The 24,233-nt window shown below is 38.6% G+C and carries 24 protein-coding genes and 1 other annotated feature; all 24 genes read right to left on the bottom strand.

The genetic code is table 11. The annotated features are described in order from the left end of the window. Positions 1 to 72: 72 nt before the first annotated feature. The 24 genes from uraA to mraY all read right to left on the bottom strand — a co-directional run bounded on the left by uraA (position 73) and on the right by mraY (position 24,211). Positions 73 to 1,377, bottom strand: coding sequence for a uracil permease (uraA, locus tag B9N79_RS03455; RefSeq protein ID WP_040056690.1), 1,305 nt, complete (start codon positions 1,375 to 1,377; stop codon positions 73 to 75). 129 nt (positions 1,378 to 1,506) lie between these two features. Further along, positions 1,507 to 2,049, bottom strand: coding sequence for a bifunctional pyr operon transcriptional regulator/uracil phosphoribosyltransferase PyrR (gene pyrR / locus B9N79_RS03450; protein ID WP_019391747.1), 543 nt, complete (start codon positions 2,047 to 2,049; stop codon positions 1,507 to 1,509). A gap of 189 nt (positions 2,050 to 2,238) precedes the next feature. After that, positions 2,239 to 3,150, bottom strand: coding sequence for an RluA family pseudouridine synthase (locus B9N79_RS03445; RefSeq protein WP_019391746.1), 912 nt, complete (start codon positions 3,148 to 3,150; stop codon positions 2,239 to 2,241). Beyond that, positions 3,151 to 3,609, bottom strand: coding sequence for a signal peptidase II (gene lspA, locus B9N79_RS03440; protein ID WP_019391745.1), 459 nt, complete (start codon positions 3,607 to 3,609; stop codon positions 3,151 to 3,153). Positions 3,610 to 3,849: 240 nt separating this feature from the next. Beyond that, positions 3,850 to 4,104, bottom strand: a complete 255-nt coding sequence (locus B9N79_RS03435; RefSeq protein WP_040056691.1) for a TraR/DksA C4-type zinc finger protein — start codon at positions 4,102 to 4,104, stop codon at positions 3,850 to 3,852. 158 nt (positions 4,105 to 4,262) lie between these two features. Then, a complete protein-coding gene (ileS, locus tag B9N79_RS03430) occupies positions 4,263 to 7,031 on the bottom strand; it encodes an isoleucine--tRNA ligase (protein WP_046217811.1) in 2,769 nt (922 codons plus the stop codon). A gap of 75 nt (positions 7,032 to 7,106) precedes the next feature. Then, positions 7,107 to 7,340: a binding site (T-box leader), on the bottom strand. A 75-nt stretch (positions 7,341 to 7,415) separates the two neighbouring features. Continuing rightward, on the bottom strand, positions 7,416 to 7,925 hold the full coding sequence (locus tag B9N79_RS03425; protein ID WP_019391742.1) for a DivIVA domain-containing protein: 510 nt from the start codon (positions 7,923 to 7,925) through the stop codon (positions 7,416 to 7,418). Between the two features lie 140 nt (positions 7,926 to 8,065). Then, positions 8,066 to 8,842, bottom strand: a complete 777-nt coding sequence (locus B9N79_RS03420; RefSeq protein ID WP_019391741.1) for a YlmH family RNA-binding protein — start codon at positions 8,840 to 8,842, stop codon at positions 8,066 to 8,068. Positions 8,843 to 8,867: 25 nt separating this feature from the next. Continuing rightward, positions 8,868 to 9,128 carry a YggT family protein gene (locus tag B9N79_RS03415; protein WP_040057042.1) on the bottom strand — a complete coding sequence of 87 codons (261 nt, stop codon included), beginning with the start codon at positions 9,126 to 9,128 and terminating at the stop codon, positions 8,868 to 8,870. 2 nt (positions 9,129 to 9,130) lie between these two features. Then, the gene (locus B9N79_RS03410; protein ID WP_019391739.1) at positions 9,131 to 9,589 is read right to left on the bottom strand and encodes a cell division protein SepF; all 459 of its coding nucleotides are present in this window, start codon (positions 9,587 to 9,589) and stop codon (positions 9,131 to 9,133) included. Between the two features lie 17 nt (positions 9,590 to 9,606). Further along, positions 9,607 to 10,284, bottom strand: a complete 678-nt coding sequence (locus tag B9N79_RS03405; RefSeq protein ID WP_040056694.1) for a YggS family pyridoxal phosphate-dependent enzyme — start codon at positions 10,282 to 10,284, stop codon at positions 9,607 to 9,609. Next, positions 10,281 to 11,111 (bottom strand): peptidoglycan editing factor PgeF, encoded by an 831-nt coding sequence (gene pgeF / locus B9N79_RS03400; RefSeq protein ID WP_019391737.1) that lies wholly within the window; start codon positions 11,109 to 11,111, stop codon positions 10,281 to 10,283. The genes B9N79_RS03405 and pgeF overlap by 4 nt, the downstream gene beginning before the upstream one ends. A gap of 91 nt (positions 11,112 to 11,202) precedes the next feature. After that, positions 11,203 to 11,460 carry a YlmC/YmxH family sporulation protein gene (locus B9N79_RS03395; RefSeq protein ID WP_019391736.1) on the bottom strand — a complete coding sequence of 86 codons (258 nt, stop codon included), beginning with the start codon at positions 11,458 to 11,460 and terminating at the stop codon, positions 11,203 to 11,205. A gap of 112 nt (positions 11,461 to 11,572) precedes the next feature. Further along, positions 11,573 to 12,394 (bottom strand): RNA polymerase sporulation sigma factor SigG, encoded by an 822-nt coding sequence (gene sigG / locus B9N79_RS03390; RefSeq protein WP_372450208.1) that lies wholly within the window; start codon positions 12,392 to 12,394, stop codon positions 11,573 to 11,575. Between the two features lie 145 nt (positions 12,395 to 12,539). Beyond that, positions 12,540 to 13,259 (bottom strand): RNA polymerase sporulation sigma factor SigE, encoded by a 720-nt coding sequence (gene sigE / locus B9N79_RS03385; protein WP_019391734.1) that lies wholly within the window; start codon positions 13,257 to 13,259, stop codon positions 12,540 to 12,542. A 25-nt stretch (positions 13,260 to 13,284) separates the two neighbouring features. Next, positions 13,285 to 14,196, bottom strand: a complete 912-nt coding sequence (gene spoIIGA / locus B9N79_RS03380; RefSeq protein ID WP_040056695.1) for a sigma-E processing peptidase SpoIIGA — start codon at positions 14,194 to 14,196, stop codon at positions 13,285 to 13,287. A 183-nt stretch (positions 14,197 to 14,379) separates the two neighbouring features. Next, positions 14,380 to 15,552 carry a cell division protein FtsZ gene (gene ftsZ / locus B9N79_RS03375; protein ID WP_019391732.1) on the bottom strand — a complete coding sequence of 391 codons (1,173 nt, stop codon included), beginning with the start codon at positions 15,550 to 15,552 and terminating at the stop codon, positions 14,380 to 14,382. 36 nt (positions 15,553 to 15,588) lie between these two features. Further along, the gene (ftsA, locus tag B9N79_RS03370; protein WP_040056696.1) at positions 15,589 to 16,911 is read right to left on the bottom strand and encodes a cell division protein FtsA; all 1,323 of its coding nucleotides are present in this window, start codon (positions 16,909 to 16,911) and stop codon (positions 15,589 to 15,591) included. A gap of 417 nt (positions 16,912 to 17,328) precedes the next feature. Then, entirely contained in the window at positions 17,329 to 18,117 is a 789-nt protein-coding gene (locus tag B9N79_RS03365; protein WP_048896868.1) for a cell division protein FtsQ/DivIB, read from the bottom strand. A 310-nt stretch (positions 18,118 to 18,427) separates the two neighbouring features. Next, the gene (gene murB / locus B9N79_RS03360; RefSeq protein ID WP_019391729.1) at positions 18,428 to 19,330 is read right to left on the bottom strand and encodes a UDP-N-acetylmuramate dehydrogenase; all 903 of its coding nucleotides are present in this window, start codon (positions 19,328 to 19,330) and stop codon (positions 18,428 to 18,430) included. Positions 19,331 to 19,429: 99 nt separating this feature from the next. Beyond that, entirely contained in the window at positions 19,430 to 20,521 is a 1,092-nt protein-coding gene (murG, locus tag B9N79_RS03355) for an undecaprenyldiphospho-muramoylpentapeptide beta-N-acetylglucosaminyltransferase (protein ID WP_048896869.1), read from the bottom strand. 197 nt (positions 20,522 to 20,718) lie between these two features. Further along, positions 20,719 to 21,819, bottom strand: coding sequence for a stage V sporulation protein E (spoVE, locus tag B9N79_RS03350; protein ID WP_040056699.1), 1,101 nt, complete (start codon positions 21,817 to 21,819; stop codon positions 20,719 to 20,721). Positions 21,820 to 21,889: 70 nt separating this feature from the next. Continuing rightward, the gene (gene murD, locus B9N79_RS03345) at positions 21,890 to 23,236 is read right to left on the bottom strand and encodes a UDP-N-acetylmuramoyl-L-alanine--D-glutamate ligase (RefSeq protein WP_040056700.1); all 1,347 of its coding nucleotides are present in this window, start codon (positions 23,234 to 23,236) and stop codon (positions 21,890 to 21,892) included. Beyond that, positions 23,237 to 24,211, bottom strand: coding sequence for a phospho-N-acetylmuramoyl-pentapeptide-transferase (gene mraY, locus B9N79_RS03340; protein ID WP_040056701.1), 975 nt, complete (start codon positions 24,209 to 24,211; stop codon positions 23,237 to 23,239). Positions 24,212 to 24,233 lie beyond the last annotated feature (22 nt).

The following is a 24,233-nucleotide window of genomic DNA, read 5'->3' as shown; positions in this document are numbered from 1 at the left end:
GGTGTTTTTAGGCTATAGCAAACCTACACACCCTTTTAAGTCTCACAGGACTTTAGTTTAAAAGGTGTAACTTTATACAATGTTTTTTTCGATTTCAATAACTTCTGCTTGTTGTGCTTCTTGCTTTTTTTTCTCTTTTGGTAATACAAGGTTTAAAACAACTCCGATGATTGCTGCAAGCGTCATCCCATCAAGTTCAAGCTGATGTGTAATTTTAAGCGTTGTGCCTCCAACTCCGATTACAAGGATGATGGATGAAATCACAAGGTTACGCTTATCACTTAAATCAACTTTCTTATCAATCATCATTTGCAATCCAGATGAAGCGATAATTCCAAAGAGTAAAATTGATACGCCTCCCATTACTGGTGATGGAATGCTTGAGATAAGAGCTGAAACCTTTCCAACGAATCCGAACAAGATTGCAATCACAGCTGCTCCGCCGATAACGAACACGCTAAATACTTTTGTAATAGCTAGCACGCCGATATTTTCTCCATATGTTGTGTTTGGAGGTCCGCCAATTAACCCAGCAATCATTGTTGCCACTCCATCTCCTAAGATTGATCGATGAAGACCAGGCTTTTTGATAAAGTCTTTTTCAACTACTTTGTTCAGTACAAACAAGTGACCAATATGTTCTGAAAGTGTCACAACTGCAATCGGAATCATGATGAGTGCTACGTGCCAAGAAAATGATGGCGTATATGACAGAAATGGGACGGAAAATTCAGGCCTCGCAATCCAACTTGCTTCTTGTACTTGTTTAAAATCAACAAGTCCTTGCGCTAAAGCGAAGACGTAGCCGACAATAAGTCCGATAAGAACTGGGATTAAGCCAAGAAAGCCTTTAAAGTATGTTGAAGCAATGACTGTAACTCCTAACGTCACAAGTGCTACAAGTAAAAACTTGCCGTTGTAGTTTCCATCGCTATCATTCATTGCCATGTTCACCGCCGAGCCAGCTAAGCTAAGACCGATTACCATAATTACTGGACCAACAACAACAGGTGGTAAAAGCTTCATAATCCAATTTACGCCTGTTTTTTTAATAAGAAGAGCAACAATAGCATAAATCACACCAGCTAAAAATGTCCCAAACATCGCTCCTTGAATCCCATCGCTTGCTTGAGCCGCAATGAGAGGCGCGATAAAGGCAAACGATGAACCAAGATATGCGGGAACTTGCCCTTTTGTGATAAGCAAAAATGTCAGTGTTCCAATTCCGCTTGAGATCAGCGCTATTGAAGGACTTAGCCCAACAAGGAATGGTACAAGTACCGTTGATCCAAACATAGCAAACAAATGCTGTAAGCTGAGGGGCAACCATTTGCTTAAAGGTGGCTTTTCCTGTACACCAATCGTTTGTTTTTTCATCTTTTTCTCTCCTTAAATAAAAAACCTCTTTACACCGGAGGGCATAAAGAGGCGATGATAGACGTATCCTATCACACCACCTTTATGAGCCTCACAGGACTCCGTTTAAAAGGAGGTTTTTTACGTTTATTATTTTTCCATAATTGTTACTTCATCAAGTTCGTCTACTTCTTTCAGCTTGACCGTTACTTTTTCACTCTTAGATGTTGGAATGTTCTTTCCAACATAGTCAGCGCGAATCGGAAGCTCTCTATGGCCTCGATCAGCAAGCACAGCAAGTTGAATTTGAGATGGTCGACCAATATCCACAAGTGCATCCATTGCAGCTCTTACTGTTCGACCTGTATAAAGGACATCGTCTACAACAACGACAGTCTTGTTTGATACCTCTACAGGAATGTCAGAACCTTTTACAAGCGGTTCATTTGTTTCTGTTGCTTTTGATAAATCATCACGGTAAAGAGTAATATCAAGCTCTCCTACTGGAATTGGCTTTCCTTCGATTTGTTCTATTCGTTCAGCAAGCCTATTTGCAAGGTAAATGCCTCGTGTTTTAATGCCAACAAGAACGCATTCTTGAATGCCTTTGTTTCTTTCAATAATTTCATGAGCAATACGTGTCAAAGCTCTTCTGATTGCTTGCTCATCTAGTACGTTTGCTTTAATTCCCACCTGCGTTCACCTCACTTCTTCATTCCATAAAAAAAGCATCCTCTTTGTCCGTGACTGAGAGGATGCCGGGTATAGTAAGCTTGCAGACGCCTGCTGCATCTGCGGTCCGTTTCCTTCTCAGCCTCACAGGACTGATGTTAAAGGGTCTTATTTAACTACTTAAGATTATGTCACCATTATAAGAGTTTGTCAACTTCTTTTTGCTAATAAATCAAGTAAGTCGCTGAACTCTTCAGGAAGCGGCGCTTCAAACTCTTTGTATTCTCCTGTACGCGGATGATCAAATCCTAAAATGCCCGCATGTAACGCTTGTCCGTCAATATCAAGAGTCTTTTTTGGTCCATATTTTGGATCTCCAGCAAGTGGGAAGCCAATATATTTCATATGAACACGAATTTGATGTGTACGACCTGTTTCAAGCTGACATTCTACAAAAGTGAAATCTTTAAATCTTTCGAGCACTTTGAAATGTGTAACAGCATCACGGCTGTTTTCATTTGTAACTGTCATGCTTTGACGATCTTTCTTATCACGGCCAATTGGTGCGTCAATTGTGCCGTTTTCATGAGCAATTTCTCCATGGACAATTGCTTTATATCGTCTTGTTACCGTTTTAGCAACAAGCTGACTTACTAATGATTCGTGTGCTAAATCATTTTTAGCAACCATTAAAAGGCCTGACGTATCTTTATCAATGCGATGAACGATACCTGGGCGCATAACGCCATTAATACCTGAAAGGTCTTTACAATGAGCCATAAGCCCATTTACAAGCGTTCCTGATACATGACCAGGCGCAGGATGTACAACCATGCCACGCGGTTTATTTACAACAAGCACGTCTTCATCTTCATAATAAATGTCTAAATCCATTTCTTCCGGAACAACATCAAGCGGCTCTGGCTCTGGAATTTCAATAACAATCGTATCATTTACTTTTACTTTGTAGTTTCCTTTAGCCTTGCTTTCATTTACTTTGACGTTTCCATCTTTAATCCACTGCTGAATTTGCGTTCTTGATCCTTCAATCGAAGAAGAAAGTACTTTATCAAGCCTTTGTCCTGCTTGACTTTCTTCCATACTTAACGTAATAACTTCCATTTATTTTGACTCCTTTTTTCCATCAAATAAAGTAAACACACATACAAGAATAACTCCTATCACAAGTGCAGAATCTGCAATGTTGAAGATTGGATAGTTGTAAGAAAAAATGTATGTATCAATAAAATCGACAACTTCTTTACGTACGACACGGTCGATAAAATTTCCAATAGCTCCCCCAAGCATAAAAGCAAGTGCTACTTTAAGACGCGCTTCTTTTTTGCCTAGTTTTTGTATATAAACAATGATTGCTCCAATCACGATAATCGTGATGAGGTAAAAAAACCACATCTTCCCTTCTAGTATTCCCCATGCCGCTCCTCTGTTGCGATGGGATGTAATGTAAAAGAAATTTTCAATTACCGTAATGCTTTCTCCATACTCCATTTTTTGAACGACAATCCATTTTGTTAATTGATCAAGCGCAATAACAAATAGAGCAATCAAATAGTACCACACAGCCGCTCCTCCTTCTCTAGTTACCTTTTCACCCTTCCTAAAAATAAGAAGAACCCTACTTCAAACGATAGGGAAAAAGGAAAAGGCGTTTCTCTGCCAGTATTTTGACGAATTTATTACCATTATGAATTTTAGCACAAGTTGGCCTCTATTTGAAATTCAAATTTAAAAGTGTCCTTTTTTAACCCATTAAAAAAAGTTAGAAGCTTAAGTGCTACTTCTAACTCTTTTATCGCCATTTTAATGATATATAATTTCTTCTTCTGTGCGGGCTGTTGGCAGAGCTGAAAGCTTATGATAAGGAATTTGTGCCCCTGTGCTCTCATCAACACCAAAAACACCAATTTCCAACTTTAAAAGCGCTCGTTCAACATCATCTAAATCATCTTGGATATATTGTCTAACTTGTGGGTTCGTACTAGCGGTATTTCGGTATAAACTCTGCCTAAGCTCATCACGCATTACAAGTAATTCATGTCTAATGCTCTCATACATGCTATCCCCCATCCCTGCTGTTAAAGTCGTTGTTAAGAGTAGTTATAGTGTGACCGGTTGGGACGTAAAATGTGCAACACAACTTTTTCCTTAAAGACAGTAAAAAAAGCCTTTTATCCATAAAAAAACCTCCGCATAGAAACGGAGGTTTTTTAACATTATGCTTCTTTAATTTCCATATTGCCTACAATGCTTGCGCAGCGTGTGCAAAGTGTTGGATGATTCTTGTTTTCTCCAACCTCTTTTGTCACTGTCCAGCAGCGTTCGCATGTTTCACCTTCGGCTTTTTCTACTGTGATTGCTACTTCATCAAAACGAGCTGCATTTTCAGGAGCTTCGTCTTTATTCCCAGCAATCTCAAGATCTGAAACGATGAAAATTTGTTTCAAGTCTTCTTTAATAGAAGAAAGAAGCTCTTTTGTTGTTTCACTTGGATATAGTGTTACTTTAGCTGTTAATGATTTACCAATCACTTTTTCATTACGAGCTACTTCAAGTGCTTTTAACACATCATCACGAAGCGTTAAGAAACTGCTCCATTTTGTTAAAAGCTCCTCTGCACCTTGTACAACAAACTCTTCTGGCATATCTGTTAGCTGTACGCTTTCTTCTTCCACCGCTGGGATATGTGCCCACACTTCGTCAGCTGTATGAGCTAAAATTGGAGATACAAGTTTTGTTAGGGCAACAAGAGAATCATACAGAACGGTTTGAATTGCACGACGATCATGGCTGCTTTCTTCTTCAATATAAAGAATATCTTTTGCAAAATCTAGGTAGAATGAGCTCATATCAATTGTGCAGAAGTTATGAACAGCTTGGTAAACAGAAGCAAATTCATAATTATCGTAGCCTGCTTTTACGTTTTTGATGAGCTCATTTAATTTAGCCATCATGTAGCGATCAACTTCACGCAAGTTTTCCATCTCAACGCGATGTTCACTTGGGTTAAAGTCTGCTAAGTTTCCTAAAAGGAAGCGGAACGTATTGCGGATTTTACGATATACTTCAGCAACTTGTTTTAAAATTTCATCTGAAACGCGCACGTCTGCTTGATAGTCAACAGATGCAACCCATAGGCGGAGAATATCTGCTCCAAGCTGCTTCATGACTTTTGCAGGTACAACAACGTTTCCGATTGATTTACTCATTTTACGTCCTTGACCATCTAGAGCAAATCCGTGGCTTAATACGCCTTTATATGGAGCTTTTCCTGTTACAGCAACAGCTGTTGAAAGAGATGAGTTGAACCAACCGCGATACTGGTCAGAGCCTTCTAAGTAAAGGTCTGCTGGACGCACAAGGTCTTCTCTTTCTTCAAGAACAGCTTGATGTGATGAACCTGAGTCAAACCAAACGTCCATAATATCTTGTTCTTTTGTAAATTCACCGTTCGGGCTTCCTGGGTGTGTAAATCCTTCTGGCAGAAGTTCTTTTGCAGTACGTTCAAACCATACATTTGAACCATGTTCTCTAAATAAGCTTGATACGTGTTCAATTGTTTCATCTGTAATAATAGAGTCGCCGTTTTCTGCGTAGAACACAGGAATTGGAACACCCCATGCACGCTGACGAGAAATACACCAGTCACCACGGTCACGTACCATGTTATGAAGACGAGTTTCTCCCCATTTTGGCGTCCATTCTGTTTCTTTAATTGCATCTAGTAATTCGCTGCGGAAGTCTTTAATTGATGCAAACCATTGTGCCGTTGCTCTAAAGATTGTTGGTTTCTTCGTACGCCAGTCATGCGGATATGAGTGAGTAATGAACGATAATTTTACGAGTGCTCCAACTTCTTCAAGTTTATCAACAATTGGTTTGTTCGCTTTATCATAGAATAATCCAGCAAACTCGCCTGCTTCTTCTGTCATAACCCCTTTTGCATCAACAGGGCATAGTACTTCAAGTCCGTATTTTTGACTTACGATAAAGTCATCTTCCCCGTGTCCTGGTGCTGTATGAACGCATCCAGTACCAGCATCAGTTGTAACGTGCTCACCTAACATGATTAGGGAATCACGGCCGTATAGCGGATGTGAAGCAGTGATGTTTTCAAGCTCTGTTCCTTTTAGAGTGCGAACAACTTTGTACTCATCCCACTCTACTTCTTTTGTAAACGATTCAACAAGGTCTGAAGCAATAACATATTTGCTCCCGTTTGCTTCAACAATGCTGTACTCAAGCGCTGGGTGAACCGAAATTCCAAGGTTAGCTGGCATTGTCCAAGGAGTTGTTGTCCAGATGACAAACTTCTCATCTGTTAGAACGCCTTTTCCGTCTTTTACATCAAAAGCGACATAGATAGATGGTGAACGTTTGTCTTGATATTCGATTTCTGCTTCTGCTAGTGCTGATTCACTTGAAGGAGACCAGTATACAGGTTTAAGACCTTTATAAATGTAGCCTTTTTTCGCCATTTCCCCAAAAACACGAATTTGCTGTGCTTCATACTGCGGCTCAAGCGTTACATATGGATTTTCCCAATCACCGCGAACCCCAAGTGCTTTAAATTGTTCGCGCTGTCCATCAATTTGCTGCCAAGCGTATTCTTCACAAAGCTTGCGGAACTCAGCAATGCTCATCTCTTTACGCTTTACACCTTTTTTCGTTAAAGCTGTCTCAATAGGTAAACCGTGCGTATCCCAACCAGGTACGTATGGAGCGTGGAAACCAGCCATTGATTTATAACGTACAATAAAGTCTTTTAATACTTTATTTAACGCATGCCCCATATGAATATCTCCGTTTGCATATGGAGGTCCATCATGTAAAACGAAGAACGGACGACCTTTTGTGCGTTCCTGTACTTTTTCGTAAATACTCATTTCTTCCCATTTCTTCTGCATTTCCGGCTCTCGCTTTGGAAGATTACCACGCATTGGAAACTCTGTTTTCGGCATTAAAAGCGTTTGTTTATATTCCATTTCCTTACCTCCACCTTCTAGTCATTTCCTATAAACGCTCGTTACGGCATAAAAAAAGAAACCAACTCATCCCCATGAAGGGGCGAGAAGGTTTCCCGCGGTACCACCCTAATTGATTCGTTGACGATAGAAAAAAGTCAGCTCATCCTCTTTCACATTCTTAACGCGAATGAAACGCCATTGTTTACTATAAGTTCAACATGGAACTCCAGGGTGATGTTCATTTCTTTTTTGATATCAGGCTTGCACCATCCCTGACTCGCTTGATCATAATTGAAAAGAAATTACTGTCCCTTTCTTCGTCTGTAGGGTAATCGAGCATTTTATTGAGTATTATATGATAATTCTCCTTGAGATGTCAAGATTTCTTCATAAGAAAGGGCGTTATTCGCCTTTCTCTCCGTCAACATCCTCACCAGCTGCAACCATTTGATAATCCATCATATGATCCCAGTCATCATTATCCAACATCTCAAGCTGTGCTTCAATAAGCATACGGAATCTTGTACGATATACTTTTGATTGCTTTTTCAGTTCTTCAATATCAAGCATAATTTTGCGAGATTTAGCAAGAGACTCATTAATAATACGATCCGCATTTTTCTCTGCTTCTTTAATGATAAGCTTTCCTTCTTTTTGAGCATTGCGTTTAACGTCTTCTGCTGTTTCCTGCGCAATTAAAATTGATTTGTTTAGCGTTTCTTCAATGTTTGTAAAATGACCAAGCTTTTCTGTTAGTTCATGAACTCGTTCTTCAATTTCTTTTTTCTCTCGAATAACTTGCTCATAGTCTTTAATAATTTGATCTAAAAATTCGTTTACTTCATCTTCATCATATCCACGAAATCCTCTGTTGAATTCTTTATTGTGAATATCTAAAGGTGTTAAAGGCACAAGAGCCACCTCCATCAATTAAGTTCATAGTTAAATTTGTATATTTCACTACAGCGTTTTCGCTGTTACCAAATAAGGCTATCTAAACTACACATTGTCATATTCAACATTTTACATCACATTCCTGCCTTATTTAACAATTATTTTAGTTTACCAACCGTTATTCGCCATTTTTCTTTCTTTGTCTTTCCGTTAATGCTAACAACACGAGCTCGTCCATGCCCTTTTAAAGAAAGAGTATCTCCTTCATTACATTCAAAAGAAGGTTGTTCAAGCGTTTTCCAGTTCACTTTAGCATGTCCACCATTAATAAGAGTTTGAACTTTTTGCCGAGATATGTTGTGGATGGAAGAGAGAACAGCATCAAGACGAAGTGATGAAACCGTCGTTTCTTTCAGTTCTAATTCTTCTTTGTTGTCCATTACGCTGTTTAGCGGTTTGGTTTGTAACGATACAGACGTTTTTCCCATTTTTGAAATGTTCATTTTCACAAAGGAAGACATCTCCCGAGCTACAATAAACTGAATCCGCTCTTCTCCAGCAATAATATCTCCATACTTTGAACGTCTAAGTCCAACAGACATTAGAGTGCCAAGTACGTGTCGATGCTCTAGTGTGACAAACTTTGACGCGTACTTGACTTCAAAAAGTTCAAGCTCATAGTCTTCTTCACTTGGCTCATAATAGCTTGGAAATAAAAGCGCACGCTTTCTTTCTGCCCCTTCATAGCCACCAAAAAAAGAAACTTTTACGTCCCCTTCACTTCCGATAATTGTATGCACAATATCCTGTTCACGGGGATCTAAAAAGTCTGTGAGCTTTGGGCTATATTGATTTAATACTTGCCCTTGCCACTCTAACACAGCGTCAACGAACTCGTGCTCTTCTTTTCTGAAATGCTGATAAAGTTCTGTCATTATACCACTCTGCTTGCTTTAAAATTTATAAAAACATCATAAACACTTGGTGCAATCCAATGCGAGCCAAATTTAGAACGAAAAACGCTACAATTGGTGAAATATCGATCATTCCAAGCGGTGGAATGATACGTCTAAACACTTCCAAATATGGCTCACAAATGCGCCCTAAAAACTGACCAACAGCATTTTCTCTCAAATTAGGAACCCATGACATTAATACATAAATGATTAAGGCCCATGTGTAGATTTGAATCACATTATCTAAAATATTTAATATTAACAGAGCTACCACCTCTTATTATTGGTTACTTGTTCTTCACCTACGTCACTAATGGCTCCTGTAACGTCAACGTTGTCTGGTGTACATAGGAAAATATTCGTTCCTACTTTTTGAATATCTCCGCCTAATGCATAAACTGTTCCACTTAAAAAGTCTACAATGCGCACGCCTTGATCGCGGGAAATGCGCTGCAAATTTACTACAACTGCTTTTCGGTTTTTTAAATGATCTGTAATATCCTGTGCTTCCGCATACATTCGTGGCTCAAAAAGCACCACTTTTGAAGATTTTTGTACGCTTTGAAGACTGATAACATTTTGATTTTGGTTTTGCGTTTGCTGTTTCATCTCTCTTGGCTCTTGCTCCCTTGGTTCTTCCTCATATCTTCTTTGCTCATATTCTTCCTCTACATATTCATCTTCTTCAAGAGCAAAAAAGTTTTTGAACTTACTTTTCATTCCCATTGTTCTACCTCTCCTTCTTAAAATTCTTTTCCAACAAGCGAGGTTCCGATACGAACAAAAGTTGCGCCTTCTTCAACAGCTATCTCATAGTCATTGCTCATGCCCATTGATAACTCTGTGCAAGGTGCGGATGGAAGATTTAGAGCTGTAATTTTTTCTTTTAACAGTCGAAGTTCATAAAAGTAGTGTCTTAGCTTCTCTTGATCTTCAATGTGCGGAGCCATTGTCATGAGGCCTATCACTTCAATTTTCTGAAAGTCTGACAGCTTTTGCACGAATGGAATAACCTCTTCTTTTTTTAAACCGTGCTTTGTTTCCTCATTCGATACATTGACTTGAATAAAACATTTTACAGGGTGTTCCGCTCGTTTCTCTATTTCTTTTGCAAGAGACAAACGATCCAAAGAGTGAAGATAGTCGATTTTATCAATAACATCTTTCACTTTACGCGTCTGCAGGGAACCAATAAAGTGCCAAACAGCTTCTTCACCAAGCGTTTCATATTTGTCTAGAAATCCTTCATTGCGGTTTTCTCCTAAATGAACCACGCCAGCGTCTAACGCTTTTTGAGCTGTTTCTTTTGAAACATACTTTGTCACAGCAACGAGTTTTACTTCGTCAATGTTACGGTTAGCGCGCTCACACGCTGCCTTTATTTTGCTATGTATATGTGCGGCATTTTGTGCAACGTTCACAGGTTGACACTCTCCTTATATCCAATAAAACTAAACATTCTTCCTGTTTTTCCTTCATCACGGCGATGTGAAAAAAATGTTTCACTTTCACAGCTTGTACAGCGTGAGGAAAGAAGAATATTTTCTTCTGCAATTCCTGCTTGTAAAAGCAAATGCTTGTTCACTTTTTGCAAGTTCAGCGTATACTGACCTTTTTCAACTTCATTATACGCACTTCCTGACCTATCATCTAGCACCGTTTTTACTAAATCAATAACTTCATCATTTACAATATAGCAACATTCGCCAATTGATGGTCCGATAGTAACAAAAATCTCACTCTCTCGTATTCCTTCACTTTTAAAAGCGGAAATCATCTCTCCTGCAATGTTTCCAACTGTACCACGCCATCCTGCATGAGCAAGACCAATACAGTGGTAATTCGGAGCTATAAAATATAGCGGCACACAGTCTGCGAAACAAAGCGAAAGTAAAACAGATGGATCTTTTGTATAAATACCATCACACTTTGCGATGCCGTCACTGTAGCTTTGTGTTCCTTTACCTTTATCATTCATCGTTACTTTCTGAATAGTTGTGCCGTGAACTTGTTCTGCACATACCCAGCTTTCGAGTGGAAATGACAATTGTTCTGCTACAATATGACGATTTTTAACAACGTCTTTTGCACTATCATTCACATGTAGACCAAGATTTAAGCTCTCATAAGGGGGAGAACTTACTCCACCCTTTTTTGTTGTAAATCCAGCCGTTAAGTTGGCATACTTACTTTCCCACGGCTCTAACGATAAAAGGGTTTCTTTCTTACTTTTTACAAACGGTTCCATTTATTATCAATCCACACTTCCCCTTATTATAAGCATAGCTTTTTCTCATTGTAACACAGTTTGTTATCATCTGTTGACTAAAAAGTGCGCTCTATTCACTAGGAAATTCAGAGGCTTTTTTATAGCGAACTAAAATAACATCTGAGCCAATTTTTACTATACTTCGCCATGGAATAACAATTTCCTCTTCTTTTGTAAACATACTTAACATTCGATTTGAACCTTGAATAATAATCGAATAGATTTTCCCTGTTGAAACGTCAATATCCACATCCCCAATGTTCCCTAACCGCTTTCCATCTGATACGTTCACAACGTCTTTTGTCTGAAATTCTGAGATTCGGATCATCTCTTTCTCCCCTTTATACCCTTTTTACTATATATATGGGACGCGTTGTAAAAACAGAAGTTAATCCGATAAAAAAAGCGGTTAAGACTAGTCTTAACCGCTTTTTTTGCACTTAGTTCTGAATATTTTTGTTCATTTGTTTAATAGCTGCTTTTTCGAGCCTTGAAACTTGAGCTTGCGAGATCCCAATTTCCTCAGCAACTTCCATTTGAGTTTTCCCTTGAAAAAACCGCTTGCGCAAAATCAATTTTTCACGCTCGTTTAATCTTCTCATTCCTTCTTTAAGGGCAATTTCTTCAATCCAGCTTGTATCTTTGTTACGGTCATCACTAAGTTGATCCATTACATAGATTGGGTCGCCCCCATCGTTATAAATTGGCTCAAATAGCGAGACAGGATCTTGAATCGCGTCAAGGGCAAAAACAATTTCTTCATGTGAAACATCGAGCACTTTTGCAATTTCTTCTGCTGTTGGTTCTTTAGAAGTTTCACCAATGATTTTCTCTCTCACTTGCAACGCTTTATACGCAATATCACGCAGTGATCTTGAAACCCGTATCGGATTGTTATCGCGCAAGTAGCGACGAATCTCCCCGATAATCATCGGTACGGCATATGTGGAAAACTTAACGTTTTGGCTAAGATCAAAATTATCAATAGATTTCATGAGACCGATGCATCCAACTTGAAACAAATCGTCGACATATTCACCACGATTGTTAAACCGTTGAATGACGCTTAGCACAAGGCGCAAATTTCCGTTTACAAGCGTTTCTCTAGCGCTAGTATCACCGCTTTGCATGCTTTTAAAAAGCTTGCGCATTTCTTCATTTTTTAGTACAGGTAGTTTTGCAGTATCAACGCCGCATATTTCTACTTTGTTTCTTGCCAATGGTGACCCTCCTATCAGGAGATGATGTTCAAAATTCAGTATCTCCTTGAAAGGAAAAAATATGCACGTAGGGATGGTACGAAAAATGAGAACAAGGAACAAAAGGGCATTATATATACATTCCACTGTTTTTATTTCTAAATTTCGAAATATTAAAAGAAAAGCGAGAAGGCTTAATTCCCTCTCGCTACACCATTTTATTAAATTCTTTTTGCAACCTTTTAATTATTCGCTTCTCAAGTCTTGAAATATAGGACTGTGAAATCCCCAGCATATCAGCAACATCTTTTTGGGTTTTTTCTTCATCTCCTCTTAAACCAAAGCGAAGTTCCATAATTTGTTTCTCTCGATCTGTTAATTGATGAAGAGCTTTTAAAAGCAGTTTCCGATCAACGGTTGCTTCCAAATCCTTTGTAATAATATCGTCTTCTGTTCCTAAAATATCAGAGAGAAGAAGTTCATTACCGTCCCAATCAATATTTAATGGTTCGTCAAACGATACTTCTGAACGAAGCTTATTATTACGTCGCAAATACATAAGAATTTCGTTTTCAATACAGCGTGAAGCATATGTGGCAAGCTTAATTTTCTTTTCTGGATTAAATGTGTTAACTGCTTTAATAAGGCCGATTGTCCCAATGCTTATTAAGTCTTCAATATTTATCCCTGTGTTTTCAAATTTACGAGCGATATACACAACAAGTCGCAAGTTACGCTCAATAAGAATCGAACGGGCTGCTTCATCTCCATTCGGAAGCTTTGTAAGTAAAACAGCTTCTTCTTCCTTAGAAAGTGGAGGCGGTAGTGCTTCACTTCCCCCTATATAGTAGACTTCATCTGTTTTTAAACCAAGCTTAATTAAGAGTTTGTACCACCATAATCGCAAGCGAATTTTATATGTAGCCATTTTTTTGCCCCTTTCTTCTCTCAAATTAAGAAACGTTTGATACAACAATCATTTTTGGATGAACAATACATTCATACGCTTTTTCAGGTGAAAGCTCGACAGGACTTATGCCAACGAGAACTCGTTTTACTTTCATTTCTTCATCTTGATATTGAAAGGTTACAAAGTCAGGCTTTAAAGCTAACAACAGCTGACTCGAACTACCAACACTTCTGTACGGAACAAAGCGAATACGGTTTGTCCATTCTACAGGTAGTTCATCATAAAGATGATCTTCATCAAGACTTGATGTTAACTCAAGAAGCTTTGAAGGGACGATTTCACTCATTAGCTCTTTTACAGCAATCATAACAGGCGTTTTTGTCAACGGTTCTGTAAGCTGATTTCCGCTGTCAATCAGCCCTTTTGCCTCTACTCTTTGTCCATTAATATGAATTGTCACTGGAATCAATTCATCATAAAGCACTTTTCTCGTTTGCAATCCTTCTACTCTCTTTTTGGAAAAATAAAAAAGAACAGGGAATGTGAGAACAATAAAAACCCAACTCACAGGATCTCCAAAACTTGCTGAATGAGGAGCTGCAGCAGCTTGGAAAATAAGCGTGTCTGAGAACATAAAGTGAAGACCCATCAATCCTCCTCCAACCGTAAAAGTAGCAAAATAGAATGTTAATAAACTCTCAATCAAGTAGCGGAGGCGAACAAAACCAAAAGCAACAAGGACCATTACAACCGAAAAAGTGAGTTTTCCCCCATAGTGTTCTGCAAAAGGAGCTGCATCTGTAAATAAAAGAATGACAATCAATGATCCAATAAAAGCTCCAAGAAGCAGTCTCCACCATTTAAAAGACCTCTTTAAAAGAACCGCACAAAGCAGCAGAAGTAGCGCATCAAATAGAAAGTTTAGCAGCCATATTAAATCAAGATAAATGGCCAACTCTGTTCCACTCCTCCCTCTTATTCTTCTTTTGTTATGAATTAGTATAAAACACTGTCCCACCAAAGTCTGTCAGTTCATGATGAGAGAAAGAAGTAATTTTGACGTTTTTTTGCTCATTTTGTTTTCTTCTCAAATAAAAAAATCCCGAGAGGATTTCCTCTCGGGATTTTTTTATTATGCTTAACGACGACGGTTACGGTTTCGTAAGAATGTCGGAATATCTAGCGCATCATCAGATTGAGATGGCTGTGAAGAAGGACGGCTATACTCTTGTTGAGAAGTTGGCTGTTCTTCACGCTTTGGCGCAGGCTCGCGTTTTAAAGGCTCACGCTTCGGCTGTTCACGCTCATATTTTTGAGATAGTGGTGGACGTGATTGCTGTGCTGCTTTTGTAAGATTTGAATCATCAAACCCTGTCGCAATAACTGTAACAACAATCTCATCTTTTAAGCTTTCATTGATAACCGATCCGAAAATCATGTTTACTTCTTGATCTGATGCAGAAGCAACAATATCAGCGGATTCTTGAACTTCATAAAGGCTTAAGTTTGTCCCACCTGTAATATTCATAAGAACCCCTTGCGCTCCATCAATAGATGTTTCAAGAAGCGGACTTGAAATCGCTTTTTTCGCTGCTTCCGCTGCACGATTTTCTCCTGTTGCAATTCCAATACCCATTAAAGCAGATCCTCTGTTAGACATAATTGTTTTTACGTCTGCAAAGTCTAAGTTGATAAGACCAGGAACAGCGATTAAATCCGAGATACCTTGTACACCTTGACGAAGTACGTTATCTGCTTCACGGAATGCTTCAAGCATTGGCGTGTTTTTATCAACGATTTCAAGAAGACGGTCATTTGGAATAACAATTAGCGTATCTACCGCTTCTTTCATTGATTGAATACCGCCTGCAGCTTGTGTTGCACGTTTTTTTCCTTCAAACGTAAATGGACGTGTTACAACACCAACTGTTAAAGCACCTTCTTCTTTTGCGATTTGAGCGATAACAGGAGCAGCACCCGTTCCTGTTCCACCACCCATACCAGCTGTAACAAATACCATATCAGCGCCTCTTAACGCTTCTTGAATTTGCTCTTTACTTTCTTCCGCTGCTTTTTTACCAACTTCAGGATTAGCTCCAGCTCCTAATCCTCTCGTTAACTTTGCACCGATTTGCATTTTTACTTCTGCTTTTGATAGATTTAAGGCTTGAGAATCTGTGTTAACAGCAATAAATTCTACACCTTGTACACCGTGTTCAATCATGCGGTTTACAGCGTTGTTACCGCCGCCACCTACACCGATAACCTTTATTGTTGCTAATTGATCCACATTTGTATCAAATTCCAACATCTTAAGTTCCTCCTAATTCTAGAAATTACGTTGCTTTTAATCAAAGAAATATCCGAAAAATCGTTTCATCCGATTTGATAAGTTCTTTTCATTTTTCGGCTTCTGCTTTGAATTTGAGTTTGGGTTTGAGTTTATTTTTGCGTTTGGTTTTGGTTTTGGCTGTTGAGGAACCATTATTTCTTCCTCAACCATTTCTTCTTGAATAGGTGTACTAATATCCCGTCCTTGAATTTTTGCATTTTTATAAGCGAACTTTATTAGGCCAACACCTGTTGTAAAATGTGGTTCTCTTACTCCAATGTAATCAGGCATTGCAAGTCTTACATTGTTTTCAAGTACCACTTCTGCCAGTTCAAGAACTCCCGGCATAGAAGCGACACCACCTGTTAGTACATATCCTCCTGGAACATCTTTGAATCCTAAATTGTTTACTTCCTGGACAACCATATCAAAGATTTCCTCTAGTCTCGCTTCGATAATGTCAGCGATTTCTAGTTGGTTGAACTGCTGATGTTGATCACTTCCAATAATCGGTACACTGAATACTTCTTCTTCTGATGCATGATCATAAAATCCATGGCCGTGAGCACGCTTAATTTTTTCTGCATCTTCTGTTGAAGTTCTAAGACCAATTGAAAGGTCTTTTGTGATATGTTCCCCACCAATTGGAATAATTCCTGTAGCTTGTAAATGTCCTTTGCTGAAAACAGAAACGGTTGTTGATCCGCCTCCCATATCAATCATTGCGACACCAAGATTTTTTTCATCCCGAGAAAGAGCAATTGAACCTGCTGCTAGTGGTTGCAAGCAAATATCCGTAATCTCAAGTCCTGCTCTCTCTACACAGCGTAAAAAGTTATGTAACACGGTCTTCGATCCCGTAATAATCGTGCCTTCCATCTCAAGACGGACGCCTAGCATTCCTCTAGGATCTGTAATCCCCTCTAGTCCGTCTACAATGAACTGTCTTGGAATAACATCGATAATTTCACGGTCAGGAGGAATAGACATAACTTGCGCTGCGTCAATAACACGTGCAATATCGCTATTCATAATTTCCCGATTCTCGCTTGAAACAGCTACAACTCCGTGACAATCTTGTAATCTTACATGGTTTCCGCTAACGCCAACAACAACGCGATGAATCTCCATACCTACCATACGCTCTGCTTGTTGGACAGCCTTCTTTATCGAATGAACGGTTTCATCTATATCAACAATCGACCCTTTATTAAGTCCACTAGATTCCACGTTTCCAACACCAATGATATTTAGTGAATCATCACTCATTTCACCGATGATTACTTTCACACTGGATGTACCGATGTCAAGACTTACGAAAATCTCATTGCTGTTCATTCTCTGGCACCTCCCTTAACACTTCAATCCTACTTTTTTAGGAGAACAACAATTATATTTATCATATGAAACTATTCAACATATAGCTCTTTTTCCCTTTTGTGAATTGAATTTTTTTATCTTTTTTGTTTAAATAACCGTTATTTTTAATAGAGTTAGATCATAACAAGAATTTACTATTAAATAAGTGTAAAAGATTCGTAAACCTATTAAATATTAGTCTACACTAATATGAACGGCTAGAAAAGTGTAACTTACGCCCAATTGGGTATTATAAAACAAAGAAAGAGTAAAAAACACCGAAAAATAAATCTACCGCATTTTCCCAGATCTCTTCACTTATTTTGTTCCCTTAGAAACAGTAGTTATAACGAGCTAATTATAGAACGATACTCCCTTTAAAAGGTTTCACTTTTCCTACTGGGCTTCTTCTGCTTCATCTTCTTTTTTATCGTCTTTAAAGTATGGGTCGTAAAGTCCGTCATATACTTCAAAATCAATGACTCCTGCCGCTTCTGGTCCTAACTCACTAACGATTTGTGGATAAGCTAAAATTTTCTTTGATAAATCTTCAATATTTGCCGTTACTTCAAAACCATCATTCATATAAAGCGTGATAAACATTTTGTTTACATCTGTTGGAGTATACTCAATTTCTGAAATTGAATGCGCAATGCTGTCTGGAATCTTAATCAGTTCTTTGATCATTTCTTCCAAACGTTCGCCATTATTCCAACCTACTAAGAGCGGTGCATCCCCATGGGTATCTTCCCCTTGATTAGATTTTAAGATCTCTCCGTTTTCTAAGATAGGGATGAATTTCCCGTCATCAGCTACGTAAGCAACACGATCATACTCTTTCACATGAATATTGATTTTGTTAGGAAAAGCCTTCTCAATAGAAGCACTCTTAATTTGCGTATTTTCTTTAATTTTTTTGCTAACATCATCTGAATCAACGCTAAAAAAGCTCGTATGTGTTGATAAATCGCTCGCTTTAATAATTTCTTTTTTGGATGTGTACTCGTTTCCTTCGACGTTAATCTTAGCCACGTTACTAAGCGACGACTGTGTGTAAAGAATAAACAAGATCAGGATAAAAAAAACGGACATATATATAATAAGTCTCCGATTAGCTCTTGATTTTCTTTGTTCCTTTAGCTTAGGTAAACGATCTTCCAAATTTACTACTTTGCGTTTATCCATGTTCATTCACCCTATATAGCTTAGTCATACAAGCAAGAGCCTGTACATATTACTAACATTATAGCACATACAGCACGCCTAAAAACGATATTCTCGCAATCGATTCTTCGTACGTGTAAGAAAAGGATTGTGTTTTGTTCCTTTATTAGAGCAAGGAAAAAGACCACTTTCTTCAAGTGATCAAAAGAATTAAAAAGTTGCATCCCTCTAATTTGCGATATAAGGGAAAGCCAATTACTCACTTTCCCTTTCTTTCACACTTTCAAACAGCTTTTCTCATGTCTTTATTCCTTTTGTTACGGTAAATGATTTAGCTCACAATTTCAACTTCTGTGTGCATTTCAATGCCTTCTTTTTCTTTTATTGTCTTTTGAATATACGTGATAAGATCCACAACATCCTGTGCTGTTGCACTTCCTGTATTCACAATAAAGTTCGCATGAAGGTCACTTACTTTTGCTCCACCGATTTCATATCCTTTTAAGCCATTCTTTTCAATGAGCTCTCCTGCATAGTTTGGAAGCGGATTTCTGAAAATACTTCCTGCACAGGGAAAATTCCATGGCTGCGTTTCTTTACGATAGTCTTTGTTCTTTTGAATTTTTTCAACAATTGCCTCGCGATTTCCTTCTTCAAGAGATAATACAGCCTCGATACAAATACCAGGACGTTCGTTTTGAAGAATAGAGTGGCGGTATGAAAACTGAAGTTCATCGTTTGTTAACCATTCAATTGTTCCATCTTCAAATAAAACAAGCGCTTTTTCCAGTATCTTGGACATATCAGAACCGTGGGCTCCTGCATTCATGTAGACAGCGCCGCCCACAGAACCTGGAATTCCCGCAGCAAACTCGAGCCCTGTAAGCCCTTTACGGCTTAGCTGTGTTGCAAGTGCGACAATGGAGTATCCTCCTCCGACTTTTACCTTTGTTTCCTCAACTGTAAGATCGCTAATATCTCGACCAAGCTTAATAACTGCTCCTTTAATTCCTTCATCAGATACAAGCAAGTTAGAGCCGCGACCAATTGCTCGCCATGGAATGTTATGTTTCTTAATAAGAGTCATTGCTTTCTCAAGACCTTGAACGCTATTTGGCTCAATAAAGAGCTCCGCAGGGCCGCCAATTTTAAGCGTTGTGTGATGTGCGAGAGGCTCATGCTGAAGCACTTTTCCTACATTATTTTCTTTTAGTTCTTGCGCTAACCGTTCCATAGAATCCTCCTACGTTTATCTAGCTATATACGTCCACTTTATTATATGTGGGTATTGACCTAATAGTGATTTTGACCATTTTATTAAAGGTGACAAAAGTTATTTTGTCAAGTTCTTCAAAAGCTCATAAAGAACGGTTGCTGCATTTGGCATACCTAACTTTTTCGATGCAGCTCTCATATCTTTCAGCTTTTGCTCATTAAGTAAAATTTCATCAATGGACTCAAGCAAGCGTTCGCCTGTTAAATCAGCTTCTAAGCAAAGCGTTGCTGCATCATTGTCGCTTAGTGCACGTGCATTTTTTTCCTGATGGTTATTTGTTACATACGGACTTGGGACTAAAATGCTCGGAAGCCCTAACGCGGTAATTTCTGAAAGAGTTGTTGCTCCTGCTCTCGCTACAATCAAATCAACACCAGAAAGGACTTCTGGCATGTTATGTAAGAAAGGCTTAACAACAACATTTCCTTGCGCTCCCGCTTCTTCAAGCTGCTTCACAACTCGCTCATAGTGCACATCACCTGTCACATATAAAAACTCATACGGTTTTTGACCCGCTTCCTTTATAACGCTTAACAGGGCATCATTAATCGGGCGAGCTCCTCGGCTTCCTCCCACAATAAGTACACTTTTCTTATTTAAGCTAAGCCCAACATCATTTTTTCCTTTTACCCCGTCTTGATTAAGTACTTCAGAAGCACGGGGATTTCCTGTCATAACCACTTTTTCACTAGGGAAAAAAGCTTCTGCCTGTTCAAAGCATACAGCTACTTTATCTACATATTTGCTTAAAAACTTATTTGTTAAACCTGGAACGCTGTTTTGTTCGTGAATAACCGTTGGCACCCCAAGCTTTGAAGCAGCATAAACAACAGGACCACACACGTATCCTCCTGTTCCAATTACAACATCTGGTTTAAATTCTTTAATATACTTTTTACTTTTAGATACACCCTTTAAAAAGCGGGCTACTGTTTTTACGTTATCAAAAGATAGCTTTCTCTTAAACCCTGAAATTTCAATTGCTCGAAAAGGAATACCTGCTCTTTTCACAATATCGCTTTCAAGTCCTTTTTCTGAGCCTATATATAAGACTTCTGTATTAGTTTCTTGTTTTTGAATTTCTCTAATAAGGGCTAAAGCCGGGTAAATATGTCCACCCGTTCCGCCTCCACTTACGATTACTTTCATATCTTTCACCTCATCTGCACAACTTTTTAAATCATACCATAAAATTATATTACATAGATGATATGAAATTTACGTTTTTTAAACATTTTCTCTTCTATTATTGCATGAAATTTCTATTATAGAGACATTCCTAACTATTTTACCAAAAATAATAAGAGATAGAAAAAAAGAACTGCTACAATTGTAGCAGTTCTTTTTTAGTAACGAGAATGTCGACTAACGTTTAGCAGCACTCCAACAGCTGCTAGCATAAGTGTTAAGGAAGATCCTCCATAACTTAAAAACGGTAGCGTAATCCCTGTGACAGGGATTAAATTTGTCACAACTCCAATATTAATCATTACTTGTATAGCAACCATTGAAATAACCCCAATAGCTAGAAAACTACCGTACAGGTCAGGAGCTCCAAGCGCTATCCTTACTCCTCTCCATAGAAGGAGAGCAAACAGAATGAGCACAATTGAGCCTCCAATGAAACCAAGCTCTTCTGCTAAGATAGCAAAAATGAAATCTGTTTGAGGTTCTGGCAAGTAAAAGAACTTTTGTCGACTTTGGCCAAGTCCCATCCCAAGCAAGCCGCCTGGACCGATGGCGTAGAGTGATTGGATAACCTGAAATCCACTTCCTAGCGGATCTTCCCAAGGATCAAGGAAAGACGTAATTCGCTTAATACGATACGGTGCAGAGGCAACAAGAGCAACAAAGCCTGCTACCCCAACAAGTCCTAAATAAGCGAAATGACTAATTCGGGCTCCTGCCACAAAAATCATCACAATACATGTTCCAACCATTACTGTGCCAGTACCTAAGTCAGGCTGAAGCATGATGATGCCAAATGCTAGAAAGACAAGCCCAAGAGAAGGCATTAGTCCTTTCTTAAAAGAAGTGATCTTCTTTTGATTATCTGCTAGATATTTGGAAAGAAACGCAATCATCGCAAGCTTCATGAACTCTGAAGGCTGAATGGAAAAAGCTCCAACGCCAATCCAGCTTGTAGAGCCGTTTCGTGTCATCCCTACTCCAGGAACGAGAACAAGTACAAGAAGCACAAAGCAAATGATAATAAGGGATTTTGACCATTTCCGCCATGTCCAGTAATCAATGTTCATAATAACAAACATGGCACATACCCCAAGCCCTGCAAACAATAGCTGTCTTTTAGCAAAAAAGAACGAATCATCAAACTTGTACGAAGCCCATACAGCACTTGCACTGTACACCATAATGAGTCCAATTGTAAGCAATGAAAGAGTTAATACAATTAAAATGAAATCTGGCGTTGTTTTTTTAGTTGACAATGTAGCACACCTCTGACTACAAGAATTCAGAGCTTCTTCCTAAGGTGTGAACAGTTTTTGAGACAAGCTCCTATTTTAGCTTATGCACGCAATTAATAAACATGTCACCGCGCTCTTCAAAAGTTTTAAACTGATCCCAACTTGCGCATGCAGGTGATAAAAGAATAACGTCTCCTTCTTCTGACAGTTTATATGCTGCTGCAACAGCCTTCTCTACATTATCGACACATTTGATTGTTTGTATTCCCACATTTTTTGCAGTCTCTTCAAGCTTTGGCGCTGTTTCTCCAAATGTGACAAGCGTTTTTACACATGAGAGCGCATCTTCTAAATCTTCAAATCCATTTCCACGATCAAGACCGCCAGCTAATAAAATGACGTTTTCTTTAAAACCAGAAAGTGCTGCCTTTGTTGCTAAAATATTCGTTGCTTTTGAATCATTATAAAACGCTCGGCCATGAATATTTGTAACGTACTGCATTCGATGTTTAACACCTGTAAATGTTTTCAAAACACTTACAATCGCTTCTGTGCTTGCTCCGTAAAGCTTGCATGTAGCAATCGCTGCTAAAACATTTTCAATATTGTGCTCCCCTTTTAATAAAACATCATCCCAGCTAATAATTTCCTCTTCTTGGAACATCAGTTTATTTCCTGATAAATAAGCTCCCTCTTTCAGCTCTTTATGACGTGAAAAAGGGACAACTTTTGATTTGATACTCCCGAGATTAGCAGAAATGACAGGGTCATCAGCATTGATAACTGCGTAATCTTCTTCATCCTGATGGCTAAATAAATTAAACTTCGCTTCAACATATTCCTCTTTTGAAGAATGATAGTCTAAATGAGCATCAAAAATGTTTAATAATACAGCTATCTTAGGTTTGTATTCTCGTATACCCATAAGCTGAAAAGATGAAAGCTCTGTAACAATAACTTGGTCTTTTTCTGCTTTAGCTCCAACTTCACAAGAAACCGTTCCAATATTGCCTGCAATGAGGGGTTCTTTTTGGGCTGCTGCTAAAATCTCATAGATGAGAGTTGTTGTCGTTGTTTTCCCATTGCTTCCCGTAATTCCGATAATTGGAGCTTCTGACAGCTCATAGCTTAACTCAACTTCTGTAATCACAGGAATCTCTCTTTTTAAAGCTTCTTGGAGAAAAGGAATGCGATATGGAATTCCAGGATTTTTCACAACCATATAAGCATTATCTAAAAGGGATAGAGGGTGCTCTCCAAATACAGAAGAGATCCCCTCTTTTTCTAGTTCTCTTTTTACTTCTTCTTCTGGTTCTGTACGGTCTGTTACCGTTACATTAGCTCCAAGTCTATGTAGAAGTTTAGAAGCGGCTAGCCCACTTTTGGCTAATCCTAAAATAACCACATTTTGATTTTCATATGTTTTGATTGTTTTCACTTAAATCCACACCTCAATATAAATGCCTAAAATCGCAAATAGTAAACCAACTGTCCAGAACGTCATAACAACGCGCCATTCGCTCCATCCGCTAAGCTCATAGTGGTGATGAAGAGGACTCATTTTAAAGATGCGTCGTCCTGTCGTTTTAAATGAAATAACTTGAATAATAACAGATAGCGTCTCAATAACAAATACGCCTCCGATAATAATGAGCAGAATTTCAGCATTAATTAAAATGGCAATTGTAGCAATAGCGCCTCCAAGCGCTAGTGAACCTGTATCTCCCATAAATACTTTTGCTGGATAAGCGTTAAAAACTAAGAAGCCAAGTAAAGCTCCAACAACAGCTACAGAGAAAATAGCTACGTTAAACTGCCCTGCATACCAAGCAAGCACAGCAAAAGCTCCAAATGCAATCGCTCCTGTTCCAGATACAAGACCGTCAAGCCCGTCTGTTAAGTTTACGGCATTTGAAAACCCAACAAGCCAAATAATTAGAAAGATAACATAAAAAATACCAAGCTCGATTTCTACATCTGTACCCGGAATATTCACCGCTGTTGATAGATTAGCTGAACGCGCTACAATGTAAAAAATAACGGAAATAACAACTTGCCCAAGCAGTTTCTGCTTTGACGTTAATCCTAAGTTACGCTTTAGAACCACTTTAATAAAGTCATCTAAAAAGCCTAATAAACCAAATCCAATTGTTACAAATAGAAGTAAGAATGTTTCAACTGTTGGTTCTAGATAAATATTTGTCATCACAAGCGTTGTGATCACGATGGAAAGTAAAATCATAATTCCGCCCATTGTTGGCGTTCCAGCTTTTTTCTGGTGTGATTTTGGTCCCTCATCACGAATGCTTTGGCCAAACTTCAAACGTCTTAAAAACGGGATGAAGAAAGGGGAACAAACCGCCGTTACTAAAAACCCCACCAAAATTGTTACTAATATCAATTGCTCAAACACGTGATTTCCTCCTCTTAACATC

The sequence above is a fragment of the Priestia filamentosa genome, assembly GCF_900177535.1.
GTDB classification, from domain to species: domain Bacteria; phylum Bacillota; class Bacilli; order Bacillales; family Bacillaceae_H; genus Bacillus_I; species Bacillus_I filamentosa.
This window is presented reverse-complemented; position numbering and strand designations above follow the sequence as displayed.

Coding starts and splice junctions, on each gene's coding strand:
- uraA (WP_040056690.1), bottom strand. CDS start 1,377: ATGAAAAAACAAACGATTGGTGTACAGGAAAAGCCACCTTTAAGCAAA.
- B9N79_RS03445 (WP_019391746.1), bottom strand. CDS start 3,150: ATGGAAGTTATTACGTTAAGTATGGAAGAAAGTCAAGCAGGACAAAGG.
- B9N79_RS03435 (WP_040056691.1), bottom strand. CDS start 4,104: ATGTATGAGAGCATTAGACATGAATTACTTGTAATGCGTGATGAGCTT.
- ileS (WP_046217811.1), bottom strand. CDS start 7,031: ATGGAATATAAACAAACGCTTTTAATGCCGAAAACAGAGTTTCCAATG.
- B9N79_RS03420 (WP_019391741.1), bottom strand. CDS start 8,842: ATGACAGAACTTTATCAGCATTTCAGAAAAGAAGAGCACGAGTTCGTT.
- B9N79_RS03410 (WP_019391739.1), bottom strand. CDS start 9,589: ATGGGAATGAAAAGTAAGTTCAAAAACTTTTTTGCTCTTGAAGAAGAT.
- pgeF (WP_019391737.1), bottom strand. CDS start 11,111: ATGGAACCGTTTGTAAAAAGTAAGAAAGAAACCCTTTTATCGTTAGAG.
- B9N79_RS03395 (WP_019391736.1), bottom strand. CDS start 11,460: ATGATCCGAATCTCAGAATTTCAGACAAAAGACGTTGTGAACGTATCA.
- sigE (WP_019391734.1), bottom strand. CDS start 13,259: ATGGCTACATATAAAATTCGCTTGCGATTATGGTGGTACAAACTCTTA.
- ftsZ (WP_019391732.1), bottom strand. CDS start 15,552: ATGTTGGAATTTGATACAAATGTGGATCAATTAGCAACAATAAAGGTT.
- ftsA (WP_040056696.1), bottom strand. CDS start 16,911: ATGAACAGCAATGAGATTTTCGTAAGTCTTGACATCGGTACATCCAGT.
- B9N79_RS03365 (WP_048896868.1), bottom strand. CDS start 18,117: ATGGATAAACGCAAAGTAGTAAATTTGGAAGATCGTTTACCTAAGCTA.
- murB (WP_019391729.1), bottom strand. CDS start 19,330: ATGGAACGGTTAGCGCAAGAACTAAAAGAAAATAATGTAGGAAAAGTG.
- murG (WP_048896869.1), bottom strand. CDS start 20,521: ATGAAAGTAATCGTAAGTGGAGGCGGAACGGGTGGACATATTTACCCG.